Below are 21336 nucleotides of genomic sequence, written 5' to 3' on the forward strand. Positions count from 1 at the left end.
CCGGCGGGATGTCGCCGCTTCAGGGCGCGCAGGGTCAAAATTCCAATTATAAGGCAAAGATTTACTGGTCGGGCTTAAACCCGTATGTGTACCTTTGCGGCAACGAACAGGGATCACACGCTGCCATGCGCTTAGCATTCAAACCGCTCAGCGCGGCCTCCCCGGCGCCGACGCGCCTCGGGACGGCACCGCGCTCAGGCCTGCTGAAAGGCGCGTCCCCCGGACGTGCTGCTGCGCGGGCGGGCACGCTTGCCGCGCTGATCATCGCGGGCGCCCTCGCCGCCTGTTCGACCAACAGCCCCGAAGTGACGACGGCCCGCGGCACGGCCCAGCTGCTCGATCTGTCCGCGCCCGATCTGGCGCCGGGGCTCAAGAACGGCCCCCCGTCTGAGCGGCTCCCCGATAACAGCCATCTGGGCGCCGACTTCATGGAGCTCAGCTTCTTCCTCGAATCCGGTCGCGCCCTGCCGCGTTTCACCCGGTTCGAAGGCCCGGTCTCGATCACGCTCGCAGGCAACGCGCCGCCCGTGGCGCAGACCGAGCTTGGCCATCTGGTCCACCGGCTGCAGAGCGAGGCGGGGCTGAACGTCTCGACCGAGCCGGGCAATGCCAACACGATCTCGGTGCAATTCGTACCCAAACGGCAGATGCGCCAAGAGGTTCCCAACGTCGCCTGTTTCGTGGTGCCTAACGTCGAAAGCTGGACGGATTACCGCAACTCGCATGGCGACGAGGCGAGCGATTGGGCCAAGCTGACGCAACGCCAATCCGCCACCGTGTTCATCCCGGCCGACTCCACGCCGCAGGAAATCCGCGACTGCCTGCATGAGGAGGTCAGCCAGGCGCTCGGGCCGGTGAACGATCTCTACCGCCTGCCCGACACGGTCTGGAACGACGACAATTTCCACACCGTGCTGACCAAGTTCGACATGACGATCCTGCGCGCCTATTACGATCCGGCGCTGCATACCGGCATGAGCCCCGCCGAAGTGCGCGCGGCCCTGCCCGCGATCCTGTCGAAGATCCACCCGTCGGGCGGTTCGATGCGCACGCTGCCCGCCGATCCGACGCCGCGCGCCTATGTGAAGGCGATCACCACCGCGCTCGGCCAAGGGGCGAACGACAACCGCCGCCGGGCCGCTGCCGAACGCGCCACGAAGATCGCCACCAGCCGGGGCTGGCATGACAGCCGCGCCGCCTTCGCGTGGTTCGCGGTCGGGCGGCTGACGATGAAGACCGACCCCGAGAAAGCGGTCGCGGCCTACAAGAAAGCGGGCCGGATCTATCGCGCGACCCCGGGCGCGGAAATTCAGGCCGCCCATATCGACATGCAGCTTGCGGCCTACGCGCTTGGCACGGGCCGCGCGCAGGAGGCAGTGTCGCTGGTGAACCGCGCGCTGGCCTCGGATGTGTCGAGTGAGAACGCCTCGCTGATGGCCACACTCTACATGATCCGCGCCGAAGCCTATGGCCAGCTTGGTGACGCGACGAAGGAACATCAGGCCCGTCTCGACATGCAGCAATGGGCGCGCTATGGCTTTGGCTCTGACGCGGCGGTGAAACGCCGCGCGGATGAGGTGGCGGCCCTCGCCAATGCGGGCGCTCGCGTGAACTGACCGCAAAAGGCGGACCGGGCGCGCCCGGACCAAGACCGTAAGGGGGCGCAGCATGTATGTTCTGGCAGGTGTCGTGATCGGGCTGATCTGGGGCGACTGGAAGGCCCGCAAACGCGGCGGCAACAAGCTCGACCGGGCGCAATATGCAGCCGTCCATGCGATCGGGCTGGCGCTGGTGGGCCTTTTCGTCACCGTGATCATCAACCGCATCTGGGCATAATCGGAGGGCGGCGATGTTCCTGCCATTCTTCGATGCTCTGCGGCGCGGCGGTGTTCCAGTCTCTCTGCGCGAATATCTGAGCTTCCTCGAAGGGCTGGCCGCAGGGCTTTGCACCTACGATATCGACGGCTTCTACTATTTCGCCCGCGCCGCGATGGTGAAGGACGAACGCTTCCTCGACCGGTTCGACCGGGCGTTTTCCGAGGCGTTCTCGGGGTTGGAGGCGATCACCCCGGACGATGTGCTCAACGCCGTTGATCTGCCCGAGGAATGGCTGCGCAAGCAGCTGGAGAAACACCTCACCGACGAGGAAAAAGCGCAGATCGAGGCGCTTGGCGGGTTCGACAACCTGATGGAGACGCTGAAAAAGCGGCTCGAGGAACAGAAAGGCCGCCATCAGGGTGGCAGCAAATGGATCGGAACGGGGGGCACCTCGCCCTTCGGCGCTTACGGCTACAATCCCGAAGGCGTCCGCATCGGCCAGAAAGAGAGCCGCCACCATCGCGCCGTGAAGGTCTGGGACAAGCGCGAGTTCCGCGATTTCGACGACACTGTGGAACTGGGCACCCGCAACATCAAGGTCGCGCTGAAACGCCTGCGCCAATGGGCGCGGCATGGCGCGAATGAGGAACTGGACCTGCCCGGCACCATCCGCGCCTCTGCAGAGGCGGGCTATATCGACGTGAAAACCCGACCCGAGCGGCACAATGCGGTGAAGGTGGTTCTATTCCTTGATGTGGGCGGTTCGATGGACGCCCATGTGCAACTGGTCGAAGAGCTGTTCTCGGCGGCCAAGTCCGAGTTCAAACATCTCGAACACTGGTATTTCCACAATTGCCTCTACGAGGGCGTCTGGAAATCGAACAAGCGCCGCTGGAACGAGGCGACGCCGACCTGGGACGTGCTCCACCGCTATGGTCCCGATTACAAATGCATTTTCGTGGGCGACGCGTCGATGTCCCCCTATGAGATCACCCATCGCGGCGGCGCGAACGAGCATTGGAACGACGAGGCGGGCCATGTCTGGCTGACCCGTGCGCGCGAGCAATGGCCCGATCACACATGGCTCAACCCGATCCCCGAACGCGGCTGGGGCTACACGCAGTCGATCCAGATCATCCGCGAGATCTTCGAGAACCGGATGCATCCGCTGACGCTTGAGGGGATCACCGCGGCCATGAAGGAACTCGGATGAACCGGCTGCGCTACCTCTGGGGGCATCACAAGATCGCCTCGCTGGGCTTCATTCTCGCGGTCGCGCTGTCGTTGTTCTTCGGCGCAAGGTTCGTCTCGCGCGCGATCTACTGGTCGGATCCCGCCCATCTGCATCAAAGCCCCGAGGAATGGATGACGCCGGGCTATATCGCGCGCAGCTGGCATCTGGAGATCGAGGAGGTCGACGCGATCCTCGGCATCGAGGATGGGCGTGCGCTGGTCGGCGCGGGCCGCCCGACCTTGGAACGTATCGCAAAGGCCAAGGGCGAGCCGCTGCAGGACCTGATCCGCAAACTCTCGCTCGGCCTGCCCAAGACCATCGCCGACAAAGAGGCGCAGCCACAGCAATGAGCTTCTCCGACCTTTCAGATTGGCTGCTCGCGCAGGTGCCGCTTTACGGGCCGTGGCTGCTGGGTCTCACGACCTTCCTGAGCTGCCTCGCGATCCCGGCGCCGTCCTCGCTGATGATGATCGCAAGCGGCGCCTTCGTGGCCTCGGGCGATCTGGACCTCGCGACCGTCGGCGGCGCAGCCTTCACCGGCGCGGTGATCGGCGATCAGGTGGGGTTCCAGCTGGGCCGCCGGGCCGAGCGCTTTCTGCCCCATCCCGACACCAAACGCGGCGCACTGGTCGCGAAAGCGATGGCCGCCCTGCGCAAACGCGGCGCGGTCACCGTCTTCTTCACCCGCTGGATGTTCTCCGCGCTCGGGCCTTGGGTGAACCTCGCAGCTGGCGCGTCCGGCTTCGCGCATCGGCGCTTCACCCTCGCGGATCTGGCGGGCGAAGCGGTCTGGGTCACCACCTATGTGGGCCTCGGCATCACCTTCGGGGCCAATCTGGACGCCGCGGCCGAGCTTGCAGGCAACGCGCTGGGGCTGCTGGGCGCGGGTGCTGCCGCCTTCGCCTTCGGCTGGTGGCTGTGGCACGCGGCCAAGCGCGCCCCGAAAGCCCCTCAATCCGACGCCTGATCACGAAGCTTGATCACGGGCCTGCGAGCCGCCATATCCATCCCATGTTGTTCCGCCTTCTCCCGATCCTGCTGCTGGTCCTCTACGGCTTCGCCATGTGGCACTTCTCGACCTGGCAACTCAAACGCCAGCTGAACGGGAATTCGCGCCGGTTGCGCGACAGCAAGCTGGAGCCCTATCTCGACCGGCTCGCCGCCGCGCTCGAAGTCTCGGAAATCCCCGTCCATGTCTACCAGATCGAGCCGGTGAACGGCCTCGCCGCCCCCGATGGCCGCGTCTTCATCACCGAAGGCTTCATGCGCAAATATCGCGCGGGCGAAGTGTCTCCGGAAGAACTGACCTCGGTGATCGCGCATGAGTTGGGCCATGTCGCCTTGGGCCATTCGCGCCGCCGCATGATCGACTTTTCGGGCCAGAACGCCCTGCGCGCCGTGCTGATGACGGTGCTTGGCCGCTTCATCCCCTTCATCGGCCCGTGGATCGCCAATCTGATCACCGCCGCGCTCGCCGCCCGCCTCAGCCAGCGCGACGAGTTCGAGGCCGATGAATTCGCCTCCGCGCTGATGATCAAGGCGGGCTTCGGCACCGAGCCGCAGGTCACGCTGTTTCACAAGCTCGACGCGCTGACCAAGAACGCGGGCCAGACCACACCCGCCTGGCTGCTGACCCACCCCAAGACCGAAAAGCGCATCGCCGCGATCGAGGCGAACCAGCTGCGCTGGTCGCGCGCAGAGCACTGATTTTCCTTACTTTCGCCGCGCAGGACCGCTAATCTGCCCGCGAGGAAGGGCAGTGAATGACAAGCGGACCTAAAGGGCGGGTGCACAGGCGCCGGGTGTTCTACATCCCCGGCTACGACCCGATTCATCCCCGCCGCTATCGCGAGCTCTACCGCAAGGAAGGCGCAGCCCAGGCCCGCATCTCCGGCTACGAGATCGCGCTGGCCCCGAAACGCGCGGGCGGCCCCTATGGCTGGCACATCACGTCGACGCAGGACGGCGCGGAGGTCGAGGCCGATGTCGAGGTGCTCGTCTGGTCCGATATCGTGCGCTCATCCATGGGCAAATCGATCCCCGCGACCTACGCGCAACTGGTCCGCACCGCCTGGGCCTATATCGCCTCCGGCGCGCTGTTCCGGCTGATGCGGCTGCGCAAGGGCCCGGTGATCGCCGCGCTCTACCCGATCGTCGCGCTGATCGTGCAGGCGCTGATCGGGATCGGCCTCGGCTGGGCTGCGACCGCACTCGCATTGGCGCTCCTGCCCGGATTCCCGCTCGACTGGCTCGCGGGCCTCATCCTCGGCGCCGCGATCCTCACCCTGACCCTACGCTGGTTCCGCGCCAAGGACGGCAAGCTCTTCGCCCATTACCTGATGCATGACTACGCCTTCACCGCGCGCTGGGGCGGCGCGAACCCGCCGGAACTCGAAGCCCGCATGGCCGAGTTCGCCGCCCGCATCGAAGAGGCGATGCGCGAGGACTGGGACGAGGTGCTGATCGTCGGCCATTCCTCGGGCGCCCATCTCGCCGTCTCGATCCTCGCCGACCTGATCCGCGAGAACCGCCTCCCCCCTTCCTCTTGGCAAAAATATCCCGGGGGGAGGCCGTCAGGCCGGGGGGCAGCGCCCCCCGCGCTCGCCTTCCTCTCGCTCGGTCAGGTCGTCCCGATGGTAAGCTACCTGCCCCGCGCGACCCGCCTGCGCGCCGATCTCGCCTACCTCTCCACCCGGCCGGAGCTGTTCTGGCTCGACGTCACCGCGCCGGGCGATGGCTGCGCCTTCGCGCTCTGCGATCCGGTCGCGGTCTCGGGCGTGGCACCGGACGGCCAGATCCACCCGCTGGTGATCTCCGCCGCCTTCACCCAAACGCTCAGCCCCGAGCGCTGGCGCACCCTCCGCTGGCGCTTCTTCCGGCTGCATTTCCAGTATCTCTGCGCCTTCGACCGGCCCGGAGATTACGACTATTTCCGCCTCACTGCCGGGCCGCTGACACTGGCCGAGCGCTTCCGCGGCCGCGCCCCGTCGAAAAGCCGGATCACGACGCCCGCGAACCGGTTCACGAGCGTCGCATGAGCCAGCCGTCCCGCCTGCCCCCGAAACCGACGCCGCGCCCGGATCGCGTCTCGCTCTGGCGCTATTTCCGGCTGTTCAAATCCGACATCCTCTCGGCCCAGCCCGCGCGTCTCTACCGCGCGTGGATGGCCGAGTTCCGCACGCCGTTCTTCCGCTCCTACATGTGCAACGACCCCGATCTGGTCGATCTGGTGCTCAACAAACGCCCGATGCATTTCCCGAAATCCGACCGCGTGCGCGAGGGGCTGAAACCGCTTCTGCGCGAGAGCGTGTTCATCACCAACGGCGCGCAGTGGCAGCGCCAGCGCCGGATCATCGACCCGGCCTTCGAAGGCGGCAAACTGCGCGAGACTTTCCCGGCGATGTGGGCGGCGGGCGAGGCTTGCGTCGAGCGGATGAAGGTGAAGACCGACGCCGAACCGATTGATATTGAAACGGAAACCTCTCACGTTGCCGCCGATATCATCTTCCGCACCCTGTTCTCGATCCCGATCGAGGATGCGACCGCCAGCGCCGTGTTCGCAGCCTTCAAGCGCCACCAACGCGCCTCCCCGGTGGTCAATCTCGGCGCGCTGCTGCCGCTGCCGCGCTGGTTCCCGCGGTTCCATTCGCGCGAGACGAAGCGCACGGCGGCCCATATCCGCGCGCTGATCGAGCGGCTGACGACAGAGCGCGCCGCCCGGATCGCCGCCGGCACCGCGCCCGACGATCTGGCGACCAAGATCATGACCACCGCCGATCCCGAAACCGGCGAGACCTTCGACACCGCCGAGATGGTCGATCAGGTCGCGATCTTCTTTCTCGCGGGCCACGAGACCTCCGCCTCGGCGCTGGCATGGGCGCTCTATCTGCTGGCGACGCATCCCGAATGGCAGGATCGGCTGGCCGAAGAAGCCGAGACCGCGCTGGCGGAAAGTCACGACTTTTCCGTGCTTTCCAAGCTGAAGTTGAACCGCGCGACCTTCCGCGAAGCGATGCGGCTTTATCCGCCCGTGCCGATGTTCGTCCGCGAGGCGACCTGCCCGGAGCGTTTCCGCAACCGCGCGGTCAAACCGGGCAGCCAGGTGGTGATCTCACCGTGGCATCTGCATCGCCACGAACGGCTCTGGGACAATCCCGACGGGTTCGACCCGAGCCGATGGGAGACCGAAAACGGCAAGGCCTGCCAGCGCCGGGCCTATATCCCGTTCTCCTCGGGCGCGCGGGTCTGTCCCGGCGCAGGCTTCGCAATGGCGGAGGGGCCGCTTCTGCTCGCGATGCTGCTGCGGGCGTTTCGGTTTGAGGCGGTCGAGGGGCGCGAACCGGTCCCCGTCGCGCATCTGACGGTGCGAGGAAAGGACGGGATTTTTCTCAGTATTTCAGAGCGTTGAGGGGTCTCCATCCCCGTCGCCGGAGGGCGAAAATCTTAAAAGAAAGAGGGGGCTCCGCCCCCGCTGGCCTTGCCAGCCCCCCGGGATATTTCAGCCAAGCCGAAGGGATCAGTCCCGCACAACCAGATCGGCGGCGCGGCTCTCGCGCGTGATGGTACGGCCATTGGGCAGGTCGTTTTCCTCGACGCGGCGGCGCGTCTCGGCCAGATCGCAGCCCTGATCGCGCCAGCGTCGGGTCAGCCGCTCGCGCAGCACCTCTTCTGGCAGATCGATGCGGATCGTGAGATCGAAAAGCGGATAGAGATCGGTCCAACCGGGCCGCGTCAGCAGCAGATAATTGCCTTCGACGATCAGGTATTTCGCGGAGCCCGGCACGCTTGCGCCGCCCGGAACGGTGGCGTCCAGATCGCGGTCGAAGGTCGGCACGGGTTCGTCCTGACGGCTCGATTTCAGCCGCGCGAGAAGTTGCGAAAACCCTTCCGTATCAAATGTTTCCGGCGCGCCCTTCACGTTGCGCAAGCCGCGCGCGTCGAGCCAATCATTATCGCGGTGAAAGCCGTCCATCGCGACGATGGCCGATTGCTCCCCGAGCGCCTCGGCCAGCGCATGCGCGAGATGCGACTTGCCCGCACCGGGTCCGCCGACCAGCCCGATCAGCAGCCGCTTGCCCGGAAGCTGGCGGATATGCGAGGCCAGATCAGCGCGCGGCACCTGCAGCTCGCTCTCCATGAAGGCCCCATGATCGCCCATCGGGCCGTCGCTATCGCCGAGCCAATCCGGCATCACGACATCGCCTTGATGAACCGTCCCAGAGCTGCGGCCGGGTCGTCCTCGCGCCAGACCTCGTCGCCGAAGGCGAACCAGTCGGTGACGGGGGCGAATTTCGTGACGAGCTCTTCGGTGAGCGCACCTTCGGCCACCACCGGCACTTCGATCACTTCCGACCACCATGCGAACAGCTCATGTTCGGCGGGTTCGGCGGTGCCGAGATTGGTCTCGCCGATCGGGCCGAAGCAGACATAGTCGGCCCCCGCCTCGCCCGCGTTCATCCCCTCATGGCGGGAATTGCCGCAGTAGCTTCCGACGATCGCGTCGTCGCCCAGCTCCTTGCGGCCATAGCGGATCTGCTTCGCGCCGTCGGTGAAATGCACCCCGTCGAGCCCGTGGCGTTCGACGAGGGCCACATGGGATTCGATCACCAGCGCCACGTCGCGGGCATGGGCCACTTCGCGCATCGCATCGGCGATCCGACCGATCTCGTATTCGTCGCGGCTGGCCAGCGACAGGCGGATGCAGGCGATGTCATGCGCATCGAGCACCGAGGCCAGTTTCGGCGCGAATTCCTCGGCGTCGAAAGCGGGCGGCGTGATCAGGTAAATCTGCGGGCGGTCTTCGGCCATGGGCAGGCTCCTTTGCGGGTCTTGGCCGCCTATTAACGCAAGCGGCGCGGCCTTGCCAGTGCCAGCTTGCGCGACTAGGAGAGGCGCGAAAGGACCGCCCATGCCCAATACGCCCGAAATTCCCGATCCCGCCCAGCCTGCCTTCATCCTCGTGCGTCCGCAGATGGGCGAGAATATCGGGGCAGCGGCGCGCGCGATGCTGAACTTCTCGCTGCGCAAGATGCGGTTGGTGGAACCGCGCGACGGCTGGCCCAACCCCAAAGCGGTGGCGATGGCCTCGGGAGCTGCCGGTCAGGTGCTCGATTTCGCGGGTGTCTATGACAGCGTGGCGGAGGCGGTGGCCGATTGCGATTACGTCTTCGCGACCACCGCGCGGGGCCGCGAATTGCCCAAACCGATCTACACGCCCGAGGCGGCGATGGAGGAGGCGAGGAAGCGCATCGTCGTGGGCCAGAAGGTCGGCGTGCTTTTCGGGCCCGAGCGCACCGGGCTGGAGAATGACGACATCCTGCGCGCCAATGCGATCATCACGGTGCCGGTGAACCCGGAATTCTTCTCGCTCAACCTCGCGCAGGCGGTGCTGCTGTCGGCCTATGAGTATTCGCGCCACACGCTCGACTCGGTGCCGGTCGATCCGGGGCTTGCGGGCCATGATCCGGCGAGCGCGGTCGAGGTCGAGAAGCTGGGCGATCATTTCGAGCAGCGGCTCGAGGAGGCAGGCTTCTTCCACCCGCCCGCGAAGGCGCCGATGATGAAGCGCAACCTGCGCAACATGTGGACGCGTTTCGCGATGACGCGCTCGGAAGTGCAGACGCTGCACGGCGCTCTGCGACAAATTCTCCGCCCGCGCGACTGACGCTTGGTCAAAGACGCCGCTTGCGCCATCTTGGCAGCATGTGGCGCGTCATCCGGGTCTCAGTATTGGCACTTCTGGCGGGTGGGCTTTTGGGTCTGCTCGCGCTTTTGTGGTTCTACCCGGTGCTGGCGGCCGGGCTGTGCCCGCGCTGTTTCGGGATGGACCGGGCCGCGCCCGGCATTTTCGTCGAACATGAGATGAGCCGCGCAGAGCGCCGCGATCTGGTCGAGACGGTCGATGCGGCGCGCGACACCGTCGGCCAATTCTATCCCACGCGCGAAGCCCATACCCGCATTCTCGCCTGCACGAGCGACGCCTGCGACCGCCGCCTTGGCGGACGGGGGGCGGCGGCGGTGACCTATTCGCTCGGGGCTTGGGCCGTCGTTCGCGTGGCTCCGCGCGGGCTGACCGAGACGATCCTCGCCCATGAGTTGGCCCATACCGAGACCCATGCCCGGGTGGGCGTGTTGGGTCAGGTGCGCGGCCGCATGCCCGCATGGTTCGACGAGGGGCTCTCGGTGCTGGTCTCGAACGATCCGCGCTATCTCGGGCCGGGAACGGGTATCGAACGCTGTCAGGCCCTGCCGCGCGCCGACCTGCCCAGCTCGCCTTTCGACTGGGCGCCGCAGGCCGGGCGCGACAACGGGCTTTATGCCGAGGCCGCTTGCGCCGTGCTGATCTGGGAGGCGCATCAGGGCGGGCCGGAGGCCATCCTTGCGCGGCTGGAAGACGGGCGCAGCTTTCCCTGAAACGCAGCCATGCACGCGGCTTGCGCGGATTGCCCTTGACCTGAGACCGTGTGCGCAGAAAAAGGGGCCATGGCACAGGCAAATCTTCATATCGACCTCGACGCAGTGGTCAGCAATTGGCGCGCTCTCGATGCGCAATCGGGCGCGGCGACGCGCACGGCGGCGGTGGTGAAAGCCGATAGCTACGGCTTGGGCGCAGGGCGCGTGGCACCGGCTTTGTATCAGGCGGGTGCGCGGGACTTCTTTGTCGCGCTGGCCGAGGAAGGCGCGCGGCTGCGCCCGCATCTGGGTGAGGACGCGCGGATCTTCATCCTCGGCGGTCATATGGCGGGCGATGCGGGTTTCCTGCGCGACGCGCGGCTGATCCCGATGCTGAACTCCGCCGAACAGGCGCAGCGGCATCTGCAGGCGATCCCCGAGAGCCCCGTGGGCGTGCAGCTCGACACCGGGATGAACCGGCTCGGGATGGAGGCAGCCGAGTGGCAAGCCACCGCCCCGCAGCTGATGGAGCGCGGGATCGAGCTGGTGATGAGCCACCTCGCGTGTTCCGACGAGCCCGAGCACGAGATGAACGCCAAGCAGCTGGCCGAGTTCAAACGGATGACCGACGGCATGGGGCTGAACCGCTCGCTCGCGGCGACGGGCGGCATTCTGTTGGGCCCCGATTATCATTTCGACGTGACGCGGCCCGGCATCGGCCTCTACGGCGGGCGCCCCTTCGAGGAGGCCCGCCACGTGGCGACCCTGTCGCTGCCGGTGATCCAGACCCGCGTGGTCCAGCCCGGCGAGACCGTGGGCTACGGCAACACCTGGACCGCCGAGCGCGAGACCAAAATCGCGACGCTCTCGGCGGGCTATGCCGACGGGATTCACCGCGTGCTGTCGAACATCACCGCGCTTTATGCAGGCGACACGGCATGTCCGCTGCGGGGTCGCGTCTCGATGGACCTGCTGACGGTGGATGTGACCGATCTCGATACGGTGCCCGACACGCTCGATCTGCTGGGGCCTCATCAGGGTGTCGATACGCTGGCCGATCTGGCGGGCACGATCGGCTATGAGATCCTGACCTCGCTCGGTCCCCGCTACGCCCGGAATTACGCGGAGCCCACCGGATGAATGCAGCGGCGCTCAGCCGACCGCTGGCCGCGCTGGGGCGGGCCACGCTTGCGCTGATGGCGGCGACGGGGCGGCTGTCGCTCTTTGTGGGCGAGACGCTGAGCCACCTGCTCCGCCCGCCCTTCTACCTGCGCGAGTTCTGGCTTGCGTGCCTCAATATCGGCTGGCTGTCGCTGCCGGTCGTGGGAATGACGGCGCTGTTCACCGGCGCCGCGCTCGCGCTGCAGATTTACGCGGGCGGCGCGCGCTTCTCGGCCGAACAGGTCGTGCCCTCGATCACCGCGATCGGCATGGTGCGCGAGCTGGGCCCGGTTCTGGGCGGTTTGATGGTGGCCGCGCGCGTGGCCTCATCCATCGCGGCCGAAATCGGCACGATGAAAGTGACCGAGCAGATCGACGCGCTCACCACGCTCTCGACCAACCCGATGAAATATCTCACCGTGCCGCGCGTGCTGGCCGCGACGCTTTGCGTGCCGATGCTCGTCGGCGTGGGCGACGTGATCGGGATCATGGGTGGCTGGATGGTCGGCGTGAACCGCCTCGGCTTCAACTCGGCCACCTATCTCAAGAACACTTGGGACTTCCTTGAATTCTGGGACGTGGGATCGGGCCTCGTGAAGGGGGCGGCCTTCGGCTTCATCGTGGCCACGATGGGCTGCTATCACGGGATGAATTCGGGCCGCGGCGCGCAGGGCGTGGGCCGGGCCACGAAATCGGCGGTGGTCGCCGCCTCGGTCGCGATCCTCGCCGCGAATTACGTGCTGACGGAGGCCTTCTTCTCGGCATGATCACCCTCGACGCCATAACCCGCAGTTTCGGATCGAAACACGTCCTGCGCGGCGTCGATCTTGTGGTGCCGACGGGCCAATCAACCGTGATCATCGGCGGCTCGGGCACCGGCAAATCGGTGCTGCTGAAATGCATCCTCGGGCTGATCGAGCCCGATGGCGGCAAAATCACCCTCGACGGGGTCGACGTCCACGAGGGCGAGCGCGACGCGTTCCTCGCCCGCTTCGGAATGCTGTTTCAGGGCGGCGCGCTGTTCGACAGCTTCTCGGTCTGGGAAAACGTGGCCTTCCGCCTGCTGCGCGGCGCGCTGAAACGGCCCAAGGCGGAGGCGCGCGAGATCGCGGTGGAGAAGCTGCGCCGCGTCGGCCTGTCGCCGGATGTGGCGGACCTGTATCCGGCGGAACTGTCGGGTGGGATGCAGAAACGCGTAGGCCTTGCCCGCGCCATCGCCGCTGAGCCCGAGATCATCTTCTTCGACGAACCCACGACCGGGCTCGACCCGATCATGGCAGGCGTCATCAACGAGCTGATCCGCGAGATCGTCACCGAGATGGGCGCGACCGCAATGACGATCACCCATGACATGACCTCGGTCCGCGCGATTGCCGACCGCGTGGCGATGCTTCACGCGGGCAAAATTCGCTGGGAGGGTCCGATCGCGGAAATGGACAAAACTTCAGACCCTTACGTCCAGCAGTTCATCCATGGACGCGCCGAAGGGCCGATCGAAACGCTTCGTTAACACACCGGCTGCGGAACCAAGCGAATTTCCGCGCATTCTCCCCAAGTGCTTGATCCGCCAACGAGACTCAATCTCGGACCGGAACTGGCCGCTATCTTCAATATGGGAACCGGGGGGAGGTCACATCATGCAAACCGAACAGGTAGGAAGCGCCAATCTAGACCGTTTCAACGCGGCAATTGGCCAAACGCTCACCGTCACTGTCGCAGTCACCGCACTCGCCGCCATCGGCGCGGTCGCAGCCGCCTCGCTCGGGCTGATGCCGTGGCTCAGCCTAGAGGCGCAATTCGGCGAAACCGCCCTGCCCGATTTCGGTGTCTGGCTGCAGGTGGGCGCGGCCTTGCTGGCGCTGATCCTCTTGCTTTATCTGCCCTCCTGTTCGCGCGTGTCCAAGCTCGAAGGCAGCCATCGCCGCTTTCATGTCGGCATGGATGACGTAGCCCGCGCCTATCGCAGCGCCCACGACTCCGACCGCGCGGGCGTCTTCGCACTCTCGGGTGAATTCGACGCCGTACGCGAGCGGATCACCCATCTGCGCCAGCATCCCGATCTGGGCGGGCTGGAGCCCGAACTTCTGGAACTGGCCGCGCAGATGAGCCTGCAATCGCGCGATCTCGCTGAGGTCTATTCCGCCGAGAAAGTCAAACGCGCCCGCGCCTTCCTCGAACAGCGCCAGCAAGAGGCCGAGACCCTGAGCGATCAGATTTCTGTCGCCCGCCGGACCTGCTCGGAGCTGCGCGAATGGCTGACCGATGTCGAGACCGAAGAGCGCGAGCTCAGTGCCGAGTTTAGCCTGCTGGAGCGCGACCTGCGTGACATCCTGCCGCTGCTGGGCTACGAAATCGAAGACGGTCCGCAGCCCAACGTGGTGCCGATCGCGAAGAAAGAATCCAAGTCGTAACGGGGCCTGCGCGCCCCTAGGGGTGAGCGCCGGTCGATGCTGAAATACGCCAATCTGGCGCTCTTGCTTCTCTTCCCCCTCGCCTGGGCCGCGCCGCTTCTGCGCGCGGGGCTGTTGCCCTTCTTCGGGCTGGAAGAGATTTCGGTGCTCAGCGGGTTGCAGACGCTTTGGCGGACGGATGTGTTCCTCGCCCTGCTCGTCAGCTTCCTCGCCCTGTTTGCCCCCTATCTGAAGGTGATCGGCGTTGCGCTGATCCAGTTCGATCTGGCCGCGCCGCGCCTGCTGCCCGCGCTCAATATCCTCGGCAAACTGGCGATGGCCGATATCTTCCTGATCGCGATCTATATCGTGGTGGCAAAGGGCGTGGGCGTCGGGCGGCTCGAGACGGCTTGGGGGCTGTACCTGTTTACCGGATGCGTCGCGGCTTCTTTCGCGATCTCGCATCTGGAAATGAAAAAGGCGCCGCGAGGGTGAACCCCCGGGCGCCTTTCGCGTCCTTTCAGCCGATCAATGGACCGAGACCGGGTCCAGATCGTTCTGCCGGGCCAGCGAGAAGGCCAGCTTGCGGTCCTTCACCAGCGCGAGCCGTTCGCCATCGCTGTCATGCACCGCATAGAGGTGATCGACATCGTCCAGCTCGGCCCGGATTTCCTCGGGCAGATCGACGACCGCCACTTCGCGGACATAGACGATGGGATGCTCGGCATTATCGCCGAAATCATATTCCGTATTCATTGCGCGTTTCCTTTCCTGCCTGTTCATTTCCGCTCGATCGGGATGGTCTGCACGATCGTCTCGGGCGGGGCCCGGTTCAGATCGACATGCAGAAGACCGTTCTCGATCGTGGCGGCTGCGACCTCGACCCCTTCGGCGAGCACGAAGCTGCGCTGAAAGGCCCGTGCGGCGATGCCGCGATGAAGGAACAGGCGTTCGCTGTCCTCTTCGCTTTGACGGCCGCGGATCACGAGTGCCCGGTCTTCGAGCGTGATCGCGAGGTCTTCCTCGCGGAAGCCTGCCACTGCGAGCGTGATGCGGAACGCATCCTCGCCGCGTTGTTCGATGTTATACGGCGGATAGGCATCCGATCCCTTGGCGGTGCGTTCCACCAGCCGTTCCAGCTGGTCGAAGCCCAGCAGGTAGGGATGTGCGCCAAAACTCAGTTTCGTCATTCGGCAAGCCCTTGATCAAGCGACGTTGCAAGTTCGGGCCCCGATCTTCGGCAGCCCACTGATCAAATATGGGCGGCGTGGAAGCCCCCTGCAAGACCCCGCCGACCATTTACGCTGACGGCAAATTTTCTCCTAACCCGTTCGAAACCTGTTATATTGACCCTCCCACCTGACCGCCTTGGCCGAGTCGGGCGGATGATATTTTGCGCAACCAGAACCGGACGATACGGATATGAACGCCCATCTCGAGATGGATCATGAAGAAGTGCTGCGGGTAAAACTGGAAGTGCTGCGCCGCGAACACCGCGATCTGGACGAGGCGATCCTGGCGCTCACGCAGGCGGTGCATTCCGACCAGCTGCGCCTTGTGCGGCTGAAAAAGCAAAAGCTGGCCCTGAAAGACGAGATCGCGCGGATCGAAGACCAGCTTACCCCCGACATCATCGCCTGAACCTGACCTCCGACCAATCGGATCGGCGCCTGCGCGCCTCCGGGGCTTGCCGCGACGGCACAGATTCCTATAGTGCGCGCTCCATCTGCAAAGGGGGCGTCATGAGCGTGAAAGTGGGAATCATCATGGGCAGCCAGTCCGACTGGTCCACGATGAAAGAGGCGGCGGAAATTCTCGACGAACTCGGTGTGGAATACGAGGCGAAGATCGTCTCGGCCCATCGCACTCCCGACAGGCTCTGGTCCTATGGCAAGACGGCCGTGGAGCGTGGGCTGCACGTCATCATCGCAGGCGCTGGCGGCGCCGCGCACCTGCCGGGCATGATGGCCTCGAAGACGCGCGTTCCGGTGATCGGCGTGCCGGTGCAGACCCGCGCACTCTCGGGCGTCGACAGCCTCTATTCCATCGTGCAGATGCCCAAGGGCTTCCCGGTCGCGACCATGGCGATCGGGGCTGCGGGGGCTGCCAATGCCGGTCTGATGGCGGCGGGGATCTTGGCCGTGTCCGATGCGGATCTCGCGAAGCGGCTCGACGACTGGCGCGAGAAGCTCTCGGCCTCGATCAAGGAGGAGCCGGAAGATGAGTGAGCCCCTGCCCTATGGATCGGTGATCGGCATCCTCGGCGGCGGTCAGCTGGGCCGGATGCTCTCGGTCGCGGCCTCGCGTCTGGGCTACAAGACCCATATCTTCGAGCCGGGCGCGAACCCGCCCGCAGGCGACGTGGCCCATGCGGTGACCACCGCCGGCTACGAGGACGAGGCCGCGCTGCGGGCCTTCGCCGAGGCGGTGGACGTCATCACCTACGAATTCGAGAACGTGCCGACCTCGGCGCTCGATCTTCTGGAAAGCCTCAAGCCGATCCGCCCGAACCGCAAGGCGCTCGCGGTCAGTCAGGACCGTCTGGTCGAGAAAGCCTTCCTCAACGATCTGGGCCTCGCCACCGCACCCTTCGCCGCCGTGGACGATCTCGAGGACCTGCAGGAGGCAATTGCCGAGATCGGCTGCCCCGCGATCCTGAAGACCCGTCGCTTCGGCTATGACGGCAAGGGTCAGGTAGTGATCAAAGCGCCCGAAGAGGCCGCCGCCGCGCTGGAGGATATGAAGGGCGCGCCCGCGATCCTCGAAGGCTTCGTGGAGTTCTTCAAGGAGATCTCCGTGATTGGCGCGCGCGCCGATGATGGCGCGATCTCCTGCTTCGATCCGGGCCAGAACAAGCACGAGGGCGGCATCCTGCGCACCACGCTGGTGCCCGCCGCGATCACCGACAACCAGCGCACCGATGCGGTTCTGCTGGCGGCCAAGATCCTGAACAAGCTCGATTATGTCGGCGTGATGGGGGTCGAGCTTTTCGTCACCCGCGACGCGTTGATCGTGAACGAGATCGCGCCTCGCGTGCACAACTCGGGCCACTGGACGCAGGCGGGCTGCGCTGTCGACCAGTTCGAGCAGCATATCCGCGCCGTAACCGGCTGGCCGCTAGGCGACGGCTCGCGCCATTGCGATGTCGAGATGGAGAACCTGATCGGCGACGACATGGATCGGGTGCCGGGGCTGGCAAAGCTCGCACGGTATCAGGTGCATCTCTACGGCAAGGCCGAGGTGAAGCCGGGCCGCAAGATGGGCCATGTGAACCACATCCTGTAAGCGGAAAAGGCGCCCATCGCGGGCGCCTTTCTCTTATCTCTCGATCACTTCGCGGACCATGTGAAGCGCGTGCCCCACGGGTCGGCCACGCTGTCGCCATAGGCCTCGCGAAAGGCGGCGAGCGGTTCGGCGTCCGCCTTCAGTCCGACCTCGACCAGACCGGTCGCGGGCTGGTGACGCTCTTTGGCCCCGCGGCTGTTCCAGACATTGGTGGCGAGGTGGTGGTGATAGCCGCCCCAACCGTGGAAATTCGCCCCCGGATAGCGGGCCATCACATCCGCACCGAGCGTCTCGGCATAGAACGGCTCCGCCGGACCGAGCGCGCCGACCTGAAGGTGCACGTGGCCGATCACCGTGCCTTTCGGCGCACCGCGCCACGGGCCACGGGCCTCTGCCATCACGTCGCGCAGGTCGATCGGATCGGTCACCATCGCGATCATCCCGTCCTTGCGCGGCCAGTCTTCGCGGGCGCGGTCCCGGTAGATCTCGATGCCGTTGCCCTCGGGGTCGTGCAGGTAAACCGCCTCGCTGACAAGGTGATCGGACGCCCCGTCGAGCCGGATGCCAGCCTCGGCGGCGTGGTTCAGCCACGCGCCCAGATCGGCCCGCTCGGGCAGAAGGAAGGCGGTGTGAAACAGCCCCGCTTCCGACCGGCTCGATTTGCGCGCCGATGCGTCGGCCTTGAGGATCACGAGCACTTTCCCATCGACGCCGTAGCGCGCCTCTGTTGCGTCGGCTGCGATCCGCTCCAGCCCGAGCACGCTCTCGTAGAACGCGCTCACCGCCGGGAGGTCATGGACCACGAGGGTCACATGGCCGATTTCAACATTTGCGTCACTGGTCGCCATCGTCTCCTCCTGTCACTTCAGTTTGGTCGGGCGCAGCGCATAGAGGCCGTCACCCAGAGCCGCGAGCGCGAATTGCACGATGGCCCACATCACCGGATATTCCCAGCCGCCGCCCTGGTTCGAGAAGCTAAAGCCGTTGCCCCAATGCGCCGTGAAGGCCGCGCCGAGCAGGATGAACCCGAGCCCGAAGGACACGATCCGCGCATAGATGCCGGTGATCAAGGCGATACCGCCGAGAATTTCCGCCGCCATCGTGAGGATGCCGAGCCAGCCGGGCAGACCCAGAGATTCAAAGAAGCCCATCGTGCCGGCCGGGGTAAAGACGAACAGCTTCGTCAGCCCGTGGACGAGGAACAGAGCGCCGGTCAGAAGGCGCAAAACGAAGATGCCGTAAGGGGCGAGTTTGGTGTCGATCATGGTCTGTCTCCTGTAACCGCAAGCTCTGTGCGGTGTGTTCGCGTTGCAGCGAGGAAATTAGCCATTCCGTTCGCGAATAAAATGGATATTATCAGGAATGACTTTTACCATTTTGTTCTGAATAGCGATGGATATCACCGAACAACTCCGCGCCTTCGTCGCCACCGCCCGCGCGGGCTCTTTCACCGCGGGGGCAGAGCAGCTGGGCATCTCCAACCGGCTCGCCTCGAAATACGTGGCCGAGCTAGAGGACCGCCTTGGCACGCGCCTTCTGCAACGCACGACGCGGCGGATCGGGTTGACGCCCGCGGGCGAGCGTCTGCTGGCCGAGGCGCCAAGCGTGCTCGACGGGCTCGACGATCTTCTGGGCGCGGTGTCGGAGCAATCGCGCGGGTTCTCGGGCGTGCTGCGGATCTCCGCGCCGGTCACTTTCGGCGAGGTCTATCTGGCGGAAATGCTCGCACGCTTCGCCGCCCCCCACCCCGATCTGGTGATCGACTTGACGCTCTCGGATGCGGCGACCGATCTGGCCGCCGAAGGGATCGACCTCGCCTTCCGGATCGGGCAACTGCGCGATCAGGCGCTGCGGGCACGCAAGCTGGGCGAAATCGGGATGCGCGTCGTGGCCTCTCCCGCCTATCTCGAACGTGCGGGCCGCCCGGACCAGATCGCCGATCTGGCCGATCACCGCTGCATCCATGACACCAATCACAGCGCGATCCCGCATTGGCGCTATCGCGAGGGCGGAGAGATCGCCACCCTGCCCGTTCCGGCGCAGATCCGCGTCAATAGCGGGCGCGCCGCTTGCGAACTGACGCTGGCGGGGCATGGCATCACCTATGGGCCGGAATTCGTGCTGGAGCCCGAGATCGCGGCGGGGCGGCTGGTCTCGCTCTTCCCGCCCGAGACGCTGCTGCGCATCCCGCTTCATGCGGTCTATCTCGACGGGCCGCGCCTGCCGCGCAAGCTGCGCGCGCTGATCGATTTCGCCTATGAGGATACGCGCGCTCTGCGGGGCTGAGCGCTCAGCCCTTGGCCACCGCAGTCACGCCGCGCTTCGTCGCCGTATCTTCGCGCTGCGCCGCCTCGGCGCGCTGATCCATCATATCCTCGACGAAAAGGCTCAGAAGCGCGCCGCGCCCGTTCACCCCCGCCTTGCGGTAGATCGCGGCGCTTTGCGCCTTGGCGGTGCCCTCGGAGGTCTCACGGAGCGCCGCGATTTCCGCCGTGCTCAGCCCCTTGATCGCAAAAAGCGCGACCTCACGCTCTGCCGCCGTGAGGCCCCAGTCGGAGAAACGCTCTTCCAGCAGGTCTTCGAAGGCCGAGGTCGCCCGGCGCAGACGCGCCTTCGCCCGCGCGCCCTCGCGCAGCGCACCTGCCAAGGCGAACGCGCCAAGCGCGAGCCCCAGAATCAGACCAAGCGCCGCCCCAAGCTCGAGGATTTCACGGTTCTGCCAGCTGATCGGCGCGGGATAGAGGCCGAAGACCGACAGCAGGATATCGGAGATGAAGAACAGCGCGCAGACCGCTTGGAAAAGCAAGATCGCCCCGACAAGCACCGCACGGCGCAGCCGCGACGTCATTGCGCCGCTCCCGCCGACCGGTCCGAGGCGTCAATCATCGTCGCTTTCCCCGCCGCCATCGTCGCCGCCACCGCTATCGCCGCCGCCGCCACCGCTACTGTCGCTGTCGCTGCTGTCATGGCTTCCGCCATCGTCGCTGCCCGACGCGCTACTGCTATCGTCCGAGGAGTCGTCGGAGGAGTCGCTATCGGAGGTCGTCGTTGTGCGGTCGGAGGTGGAGGTCGCGGAATAGCTCCCCGAGGCGCTGCCGCCCAGAGGGCTATTGTTCAGGATCGGGGTGCGGCTGGAGCGCGACAGGTCGCGCAGAATCTCGCCGCTGCGCGGATCGAGGACGATTTCGCGCTCGACGCCCTTGCGGGTGCCGGTGATACGCACGCGGCCCAGCAAGGTCCGGTGCACATCGATATTCTGGTAGCCGTAGGATTTGAGCTGCCGGGTGACCGCTTCGCTCGCGGTCTCGGCCCGCGCGAGCCCTGGCGCCACGGGCACGCTCAGCGCGCCGATCAGCACGGCTATCGCCAGATCTCTGCGCAGTCTCATCGGCAAAACTCCCCCCGCGCGCGAACGCGGCATTTCAGAGGATTATGCCCGGTGCGCATGGCACCGGGCAAGTCCGTTCGGATCAGTCGTCGTCGCCGCCGTCGTCGCCGCCGCTGTCATGCGACCCGCCGCCGTCGGAACCACTGTCGTGCGAACCGCCATCGTCAGAGCCGCTCTCATGCGAGCCGCCGTCATCCGAGCTGTGATCGGAATCGGACGTGGTGTGGTCGTCGTCGTGGCTGTCATCCATGTGATCGTCGCTGCCCGAATGGTCGTCGCCGTGATCGTCCATATGGTCGTCGTCGCTGCCGTCGTAGAAATCTTCCGACTGCTGACGGACGCTGACGCCCTGCGTCATGTCATAGCCGGCGCGCGTCCGCGACATTTCCTGCTTCTGGATCTTGCCGGTGGCGCGGTCGTAGACCACTTCGATCTTGGTGCCGTTCGGGTTGTAACCCTCGGCCTTCACCTGGGTCGGGCCGACCTTGATCTCGACATTGGTGAAACCATTGGCCTGCAGATCGGCAGCGATACCGTCGGTCGAAACTTCAGCCTGCGCCATATGTGCCGAGACCGCGAGAGCCGCCAGCGCGACGAGGGTGGATTTCATTTTCATCTTCTATCTCCTCCGGAACAATTGTCCGCCGCGGGCTGCGACGTCGGAGCAA

At 65.7% G+C, this 21336-nt stretch carries 28 protein-coding genes; 19 read left to right on the forward strand and 9 right to left on the reverse strand.

Translation table 11 applies throughout. From position 1 onward, the window contains the following. The first annotated feature begins 125 nt into the window (after nt 1-125). From AKL02_RS11070 to AKL02_RS11105, 8 genes are read left to right on the forward strand one after another with little or no spacing between them, the layout of a single operon-like run. Nucleotides 126-1616, forward strand: coding sequence for a DUF2927 domain-containing protein (locus AKL02_RS11070; RefSeq protein ID WP_083077080.1), 1491 nt, complete (start codon nt 126-128; stop codon nt 1614-1616). Between the two features lie 52 nt (nt 1617-1668). Next, entirely contained in the window at nt 1669-1836 is a 168-nt protein-coding gene (locus AKL02_RS11075; RefSeq protein WP_165756950.1) for a hypothetical protein, read from the forward strand. A gap of 13 nt (nt 1837-1849) precedes the next feature. Continuing rightward, nucleotides 1850-3031, forward strand: a complete 1182-nt coding sequence (locus tag AKL02_RS11080) for a vWA domain-containing protein (protein WP_083077083.1) — start codon at nt 1850-1852, stop codon at nt 3029-3031. Beyond that, nucleotides 3028-3402 (forward strand): hypothetical protein, encoded by a 375-nt coding sequence (locus AKL02_RS11085; RefSeq protein WP_152844342.1) that lies wholly within the window; start codon nt 3028-3030, stop codon nt 3400-3402. Before AKL02_RS11080 ends, AKL02_RS11085 begins: the two co-directional genes overlap by 4 nt. Beyond that, nucleotides 3399-4019, forward strand: coding sequence for a DedA family protein (locus AKL02_RS11090; RefSeq protein WP_078540758.1), 621 nt, complete (start codon nt 3399-3401; stop codon nt 4017-4019). Before AKL02_RS11085 ends, AKL02_RS11090 begins: the two co-directional genes overlap by 4 nt. A 47-nt stretch (nt 4020-4066) precedes the next feature. Next, nucleotides 4067-4759 (forward strand): M48 family metallopeptidase, encoded by a 693-nt coding sequence (locus tag AKL02_RS11095; protein ID WP_083077553.1) that lies wholly within the window; start codon nt 4067-4069, stop codon nt 4757-4759. Between the two features lie 56 nt (nt 4760-4815). Then, entirely contained in the window at nt 4816-6090 is a 1275-nt protein-coding gene (locus AKL02_RS11100) for a hypothetical protein (RefSeq protein WP_083077091.1), read from the forward strand. After that, on the forward strand, nt 6087-7460 hold the full coding sequence (locus AKL02_RS11105) for a cytochrome P450 (RefSeq protein ID WP_083077094.1): 1374 nt from the start codon (nt 6087-6089) through the stop codon (nt 7458-7460). Before AKL02_RS11100 ends, AKL02_RS11105 begins: the two co-directional genes overlap by 4 nt. Before the next feature lie 108 nt (nt 7461-7568). Here AKL02_RS11105 and AKL02_RS11110 read toward each other — a convergent pair whose 3' ends face one another. Beyond that, complete coding sequence (locus AKL02_RS11110; protein ID WP_083077098.1) at nt 7569-8243, reverse strand: nucleoside/nucleotide kinase family protein; 675 nt, start codon at nt 8241-8243, stop codon at nt 7569-7571. Further along, complete coding sequence (locus AKL02_RS11115; protein WP_078520808.1) at nt 8243-8860, reverse strand: thiamine phosphate synthase; 618 nt, start codon at nt 8858-8860, stop codon at nt 8243-8245. The genes AKL02_RS11110 and AKL02_RS11115 overlap by 1 nt, the downstream gene beginning before the upstream one ends. Before the next feature lie 100 nt (nt 8861-8960). Between AKL02_RS11115 and AKL02_RS11120 the strand changes: the two genes are divergently transcribed. From AKL02_RS11120 to AKL02_RS11150, 7 genes are all read left to right on the forward strand, one after another. Further along, on the forward strand, nt 8961-9716 hold the full coding sequence (locus AKL02_RS11120; RefSeq protein WP_083077101.1) for an RNA methyltransferase: 756 nt from the start codon (nt 8961-8963) through the stop codon (nt 9714-9716). Nucleotides 9717-9736: 20 nt separating this feature from the next. After that, nucleotides 9737-10465, forward strand: coding sequence for a hypothetical protein (locus tag AKL02_RS11125; protein WP_133051938.1), 729 nt, complete (start codon nt 9737-9739; stop codon nt 10463-10465). A 69-nt stretch (nt 10466-10534) separates the two neighbouring features. Further along, nucleotides 10535-11584, forward strand: coding sequence for an alanine racemase (alr, locus tag AKL02_RS11130; protein ID WP_083077108.1), 1050 nt, complete (start codon nt 10535-10537; stop codon nt 11582-11584). Continuing rightward, nucleotides 11581-12372, forward strand: coding sequence for an MlaE family ABC transporter permease (locus AKL02_RS11135; protein WP_078520812.1), 792 nt, complete (start codon nt 11581-11583; stop codon nt 12370-12372). The genes alr and AKL02_RS11135 overlap by 4 nt, the downstream gene beginning before the upstream one ends. Continuing rightward, entirely contained in the window at nt 12369-13115 is a 747-nt protein-coding gene (locus AKL02_RS11140) for an ABC transporter ATP-binding protein (RefSeq protein WP_083077111.1), read from the forward strand. The genes AKL02_RS11135 and AKL02_RS11140 overlap by 4 nt, the downstream gene beginning before the upstream one ends. A gap of 127 nt (nt 13116-13242) precedes the next feature. Then, on the forward strand, nt 13243-14016 hold the full coding sequence (locus AKL02_RS11145) for a DNA repair protein (RefSeq protein WP_232621601.1): 774 nt from the start codon (nt 13243-13245) through the stop codon (nt 14014-14016). Nucleotides 14017-14052: 36 nt separating this feature from the next. Beyond that, complete coding sequence (locus tag AKL02_RS11150; protein ID WP_078520814.1) at nt 14053-14490, forward strand: paraquat-inducible protein A; 438 nt, start codon at nt 14053-14055, stop codon at nt 14488-14490. A gap of 33 nt (nt 14491-14523) precedes the next feature. Here AKL02_RS11150 and AKL02_RS11155 read toward each other — a convergent pair whose 3' ends face one another. Beyond that, complete coding sequence (locus AKL02_RS11155; protein WP_078520815.1) at nt 14524-14751, reverse strand: DUF1150 family protein; 228 nt, start codon at nt 14749-14751, stop codon at nt 14524-14526. Between the two features lie 23 nt (nt 14752-14774). Beyond that, the gene (locus tag AKL02_RS11160) at nt 14775-15185 is read right to left on the reverse strand and encodes an Hsp20 family protein (protein ID WP_078540722.1); all 411 of its coding nucleotides are present in this window, start codon (nt 15183-15185) and stop codon (nt 14775-14777) included. A gap of 232 nt (nt 15186-15417) precedes the next feature. Here AKL02_RS11160 and AKL02_RS11165 point away from each other — a divergent pair, with 232 nt between their 5' ends. The 3 genes from AKL02_RS11165 to AKL02_RS11175 all read left to right on the forward strand — a co-directional run bounded on the left by AKL02_RS11165 (nt 15418) and on the right by AKL02_RS11175 (nt 17280). Then, a complete protein-coding gene (locus AKL02_RS11165; protein ID WP_078520817.1) occupies nt 15418-15636 on the forward strand; it encodes a YdcH family protein in 219 nt (72 codons plus the stop codon). Nucleotides 15637-15737: 101 nt separating this feature from the next. After that, nucleotides 15738-16223, forward strand: a complete 486-nt coding sequence (purE, locus tag AKL02_RS11170) for a 5-(carboxyamino)imidazole ribonucleotide mutase (RefSeq protein WP_078520818.1) — start codon at nt 15738-15740, stop codon at nt 16221-16223. Further along, nucleotides 16216-17280: a 5-(carboxyamino)imidazole ribonucleotide synthase gene (locus AKL02_RS11175; protein ID WP_083077113.1), complete on the forward strand. Its 1065-nt coding sequence runs from the start codon at nt 16216-16218 to the stop codon at nt 17278-17280. Before purE ends, AKL02_RS11175 begins: the two co-directional genes overlap by 8 nt. Before the next feature lie 44 nt (nt 17281-17324). Here AKL02_RS11175 and AKL02_RS11180 read toward each other — a convergent pair whose 3' ends face one another. Together AKL02_RS11180 and AKL02_RS11185 are read right to left on the reverse strand one after the other, a co-directional pair. After that, the gene (locus AKL02_RS11180; RefSeq protein WP_083077115.1) at nt 17325-18128 is read right to left on the reverse strand and encodes a VOC family protein; all 804 of its coding nucleotides are present in this window, start codon (nt 18126-18128) and stop codon (nt 17325-17327) included. A 12-nt stretch (nt 18129-18140) separates the two neighbouring features. Further along, complete coding sequence (locus AKL02_RS11185; RefSeq protein ID WP_078605531.1) at nt 18141-18545, reverse strand: DoxX family protein; 405 nt, start codon at nt 18543-18545, stop codon at nt 18141-18143. A gap of 127 nt (nt 18546-18672) precedes the next feature. On the opposite strand from AKL02_RS11185, the gene AKL02_RS11190 reads away from it, so the two are divergent. Further along, nucleotides 18673-19566: a LysR family transcriptional regulator gene (locus AKL02_RS11190; protein ID WP_083077117.1), complete on the forward strand. Its 894-nt coding sequence runs from the start codon at nt 18673-18675 to the stop codon at nt 19564-19566. Nucleotides 19567-19570: 4 nt separating this feature from the next. Here the strand turns inward: AKL02_RS11190 and AKL02_RS11195 are convergent, their stop codons facing one another. From AKL02_RS11195 to AKL02_RS11205, 3 genes are all read right to left on the reverse strand, one after another. Further along, nucleotides 19571-20128, reverse strand: coding sequence for a helix-turn-helix transcriptional regulator (locus AKL02_RS11195; RefSeq protein WP_083077119.1), 558 nt, complete (start codon nt 20126-20128; stop codon nt 19571-19573). 30 nt (nt 20129-20158) lie between these two features. Beyond that, on the reverse strand, nt 20159-20668 hold the full coding sequence (locus tag AKL02_RS11200; protein ID WP_083077121.1) for a hypothetical protein: 510 nt from the start codon (nt 20666-20668) through the stop codon (nt 20159-20161). A gap of 82 nt (nt 20669-20750) precedes the next feature. Next, nucleotides 20751-21284 (reverse strand): PepSY domain-containing protein, encoded by a 534-nt coding sequence (locus tag AKL02_RS11205; RefSeq protein WP_083077124.1) that lies wholly within the window; start codon nt 21282-21284, stop codon nt 20751-20753. Nucleotides 21285-21336 lie beyond the last annotated feature (52 nt).

This window comes from Thioclava electrotropha (assembly GCF_002085925.2).
In the GTDB taxonomy this organism is placed as follows: Bacteria; Pseudomonadota; Alphaproteobacteria; order Rhodobacterales; family Rhodobacteraceae; genus Thioclava; species Thioclava electrotropha.

Bases quoted from the DNA above. Each gene is read 5' to 3' on its own strand.
- AKL02_RS11070 (WP_083077080.1), top strand. From the start codon at position 126: ATGCGCTTAGCATTCAAACCGCTCAGCGCGGCCTCCCCGGCGCCGACG.
- AKL02_RS11075 (WP_165756950.1), top strand. From the start codon at position 1,669: ATGTATGTTCTGGCAGGTGTCGTGATCGGGCTGATCTGGGGCGACTGG.
- AKL02_RS11080 (WP_083077083.1), top strand. From the start codon at position 1,850: ATGTTCCTGCCATTCTTCGATGCTCTGCGGCGCGGCGGTGTTCCAGTC.
- AKL02_RS11085 (WP_152844342.1), top strand. From the start codon at position 3,028: ATGAACCGGCTGCGCTACCTCTGGGGGCATCACAAGATCGCCTCGCTG.
- AKL02_RS11090 (WP_078540758.1), top strand. From the start codon at position 3,399: ATGAGCTTCTCCGACCTTTCAGATTGGCTGCTCGCGCAGGTGCCGCTT.
- AKL02_RS11100 (WP_083077091.1), top strand. From the start codon at position 4,816: ATGACAAGCGGACCTAAAGGGCGGGTGCACAGGCGCCGGGTGTTCTAC.
- AKL02_RS11105 (WP_083077094.1), top strand. From the start codon at position 6,087: ATGAGCCAGCCGTCCCGCCTGCCCCCGAAACCGACGCCGCGCCCGGAT.
- AKL02_RS11110 (WP_083077098.1), bottom strand. From the start codon at position 8,243: ATGCCGGATTGGCTCGGCGATAGCGACGGCCCGATGGGCGATCATGGG.
- AKL02_RS11115 (WP_078520808.1), bottom strand. From the start codon at position 8,860: ATGGCCGAAGACCGCCCGCAGATTTACCTGATCACGCCGCCCGCTTTC.
- AKL02_RS11120 (WP_083077101.1), top strand. From the start codon at position 8,961: ATGCCCAATACGCCCGAAATTCCCGATCCCGCCCAGCCTGCCTTCATC.
- alr (WP_083077108.1), top strand. From the start codon at position 10,535: ATGGCACAGGCAAATCTTCATATCGACCTCGACGCAGTGGTCAGCAAT.
- AKL02_RS11135 (WP_078520812.1), top strand. From the start codon at position 11,581: ATGAATGCAGCGGCGCTCAGCCGACCGCTGGCCGCGCTGGGGCGGGCC.
- AKL02_RS11140 (WP_083077111.1), top strand. From the start codon at position 12,369: ATGATCACCCTCGACGCCATAACCCGCAGTTTCGGATCGAAACACGTC.
- AKL02_RS11145 (WP_232621601.1), top strand. From the start codon at position 13,243: ATGCAAACCGAACAGGTAGGAAGCGCCAATCTAGACCGTTTCAACGCG.
- AKL02_RS11150 (WP_078520814.1), top strand. From the start codon at position 14,053: ATGCTGAAATACGCCAATCTGGCGCTCTTGCTTCTCTTCCCCCTCGCC.
- AKL02_RS11155 (WP_078520815.1), bottom strand. From the start codon at position 14,751: ATGAATACGGAATATGATTTCGGCGATAATGCCGAGCATCCCATCGTC.
- AKL02_RS11160 (WP_078540722.1), bottom strand. From the start codon at position 15,185: ATGACGAAACTGAGTTTTGGCGCACATCCCTACCTGCTGGGCTTCGAC.
- AKL02_RS11165 (WP_078520817.1), top strand. From the start codon at position 15,418: ATGAACGCCCATCTCGAGATGGATCATGAAGAAGTGCTGCGGGTAAAA.
- purE (WP_078520818.1), top strand. From the start codon at position 15,738: ATGAGCGTGAAAGTGGGAATCATCATGGGCAGCCAGTCCGACTGGTCC.
- AKL02_RS11175 (WP_083077113.1), top strand. From the start codon at position 16,216: ATGAGTGAGCCCCTGCCCTATGGATCGGTGATCGGCATCCTCGGCGGC.
- AKL02_RS11180 (WP_083077115.1), bottom strand. From the start codon at position 18,128: ATGGCGACCAGTGACGCAAATGTTGAAATCGGCCATGTGACCCTCGTG.
- AKL02_RS11185 (WP_078605531.1), bottom strand. From the start codon at position 18,545: ATGATCGACACCAAACTCGCCCCTTACGGCATCTTCGTTTTGCGCCTT.
- AKL02_RS11190 (WP_083077117.1), top strand. From the start codon at position 18,673: ATGGATATCACCGAACAACTCCGCGCCTTCGTCGCCACCGCCCGCGCG.
- AKL02_RS11195 (WP_083077119.1), bottom strand. From the start codon at position 20,128: ATGACGTCGCGGCTGCGCCGTGCGGTGCTTGTCGGGGCGATCTTGCTT.
- AKL02_RS11200 (WP_083077121.1), bottom strand. From the start codon at position 20,668: ATGAGACTGCGCAGAGATCTGGCGATAGCCGTGCTGATCGGCGCGCTG.
- AKL02_RS11205 (WP_083077124.1), bottom strand. From the start codon at position 21,284: ATGAAAATGAAATCCACCCTCGTCGCGCTGGCGGCTCTCGCGGTCTCG.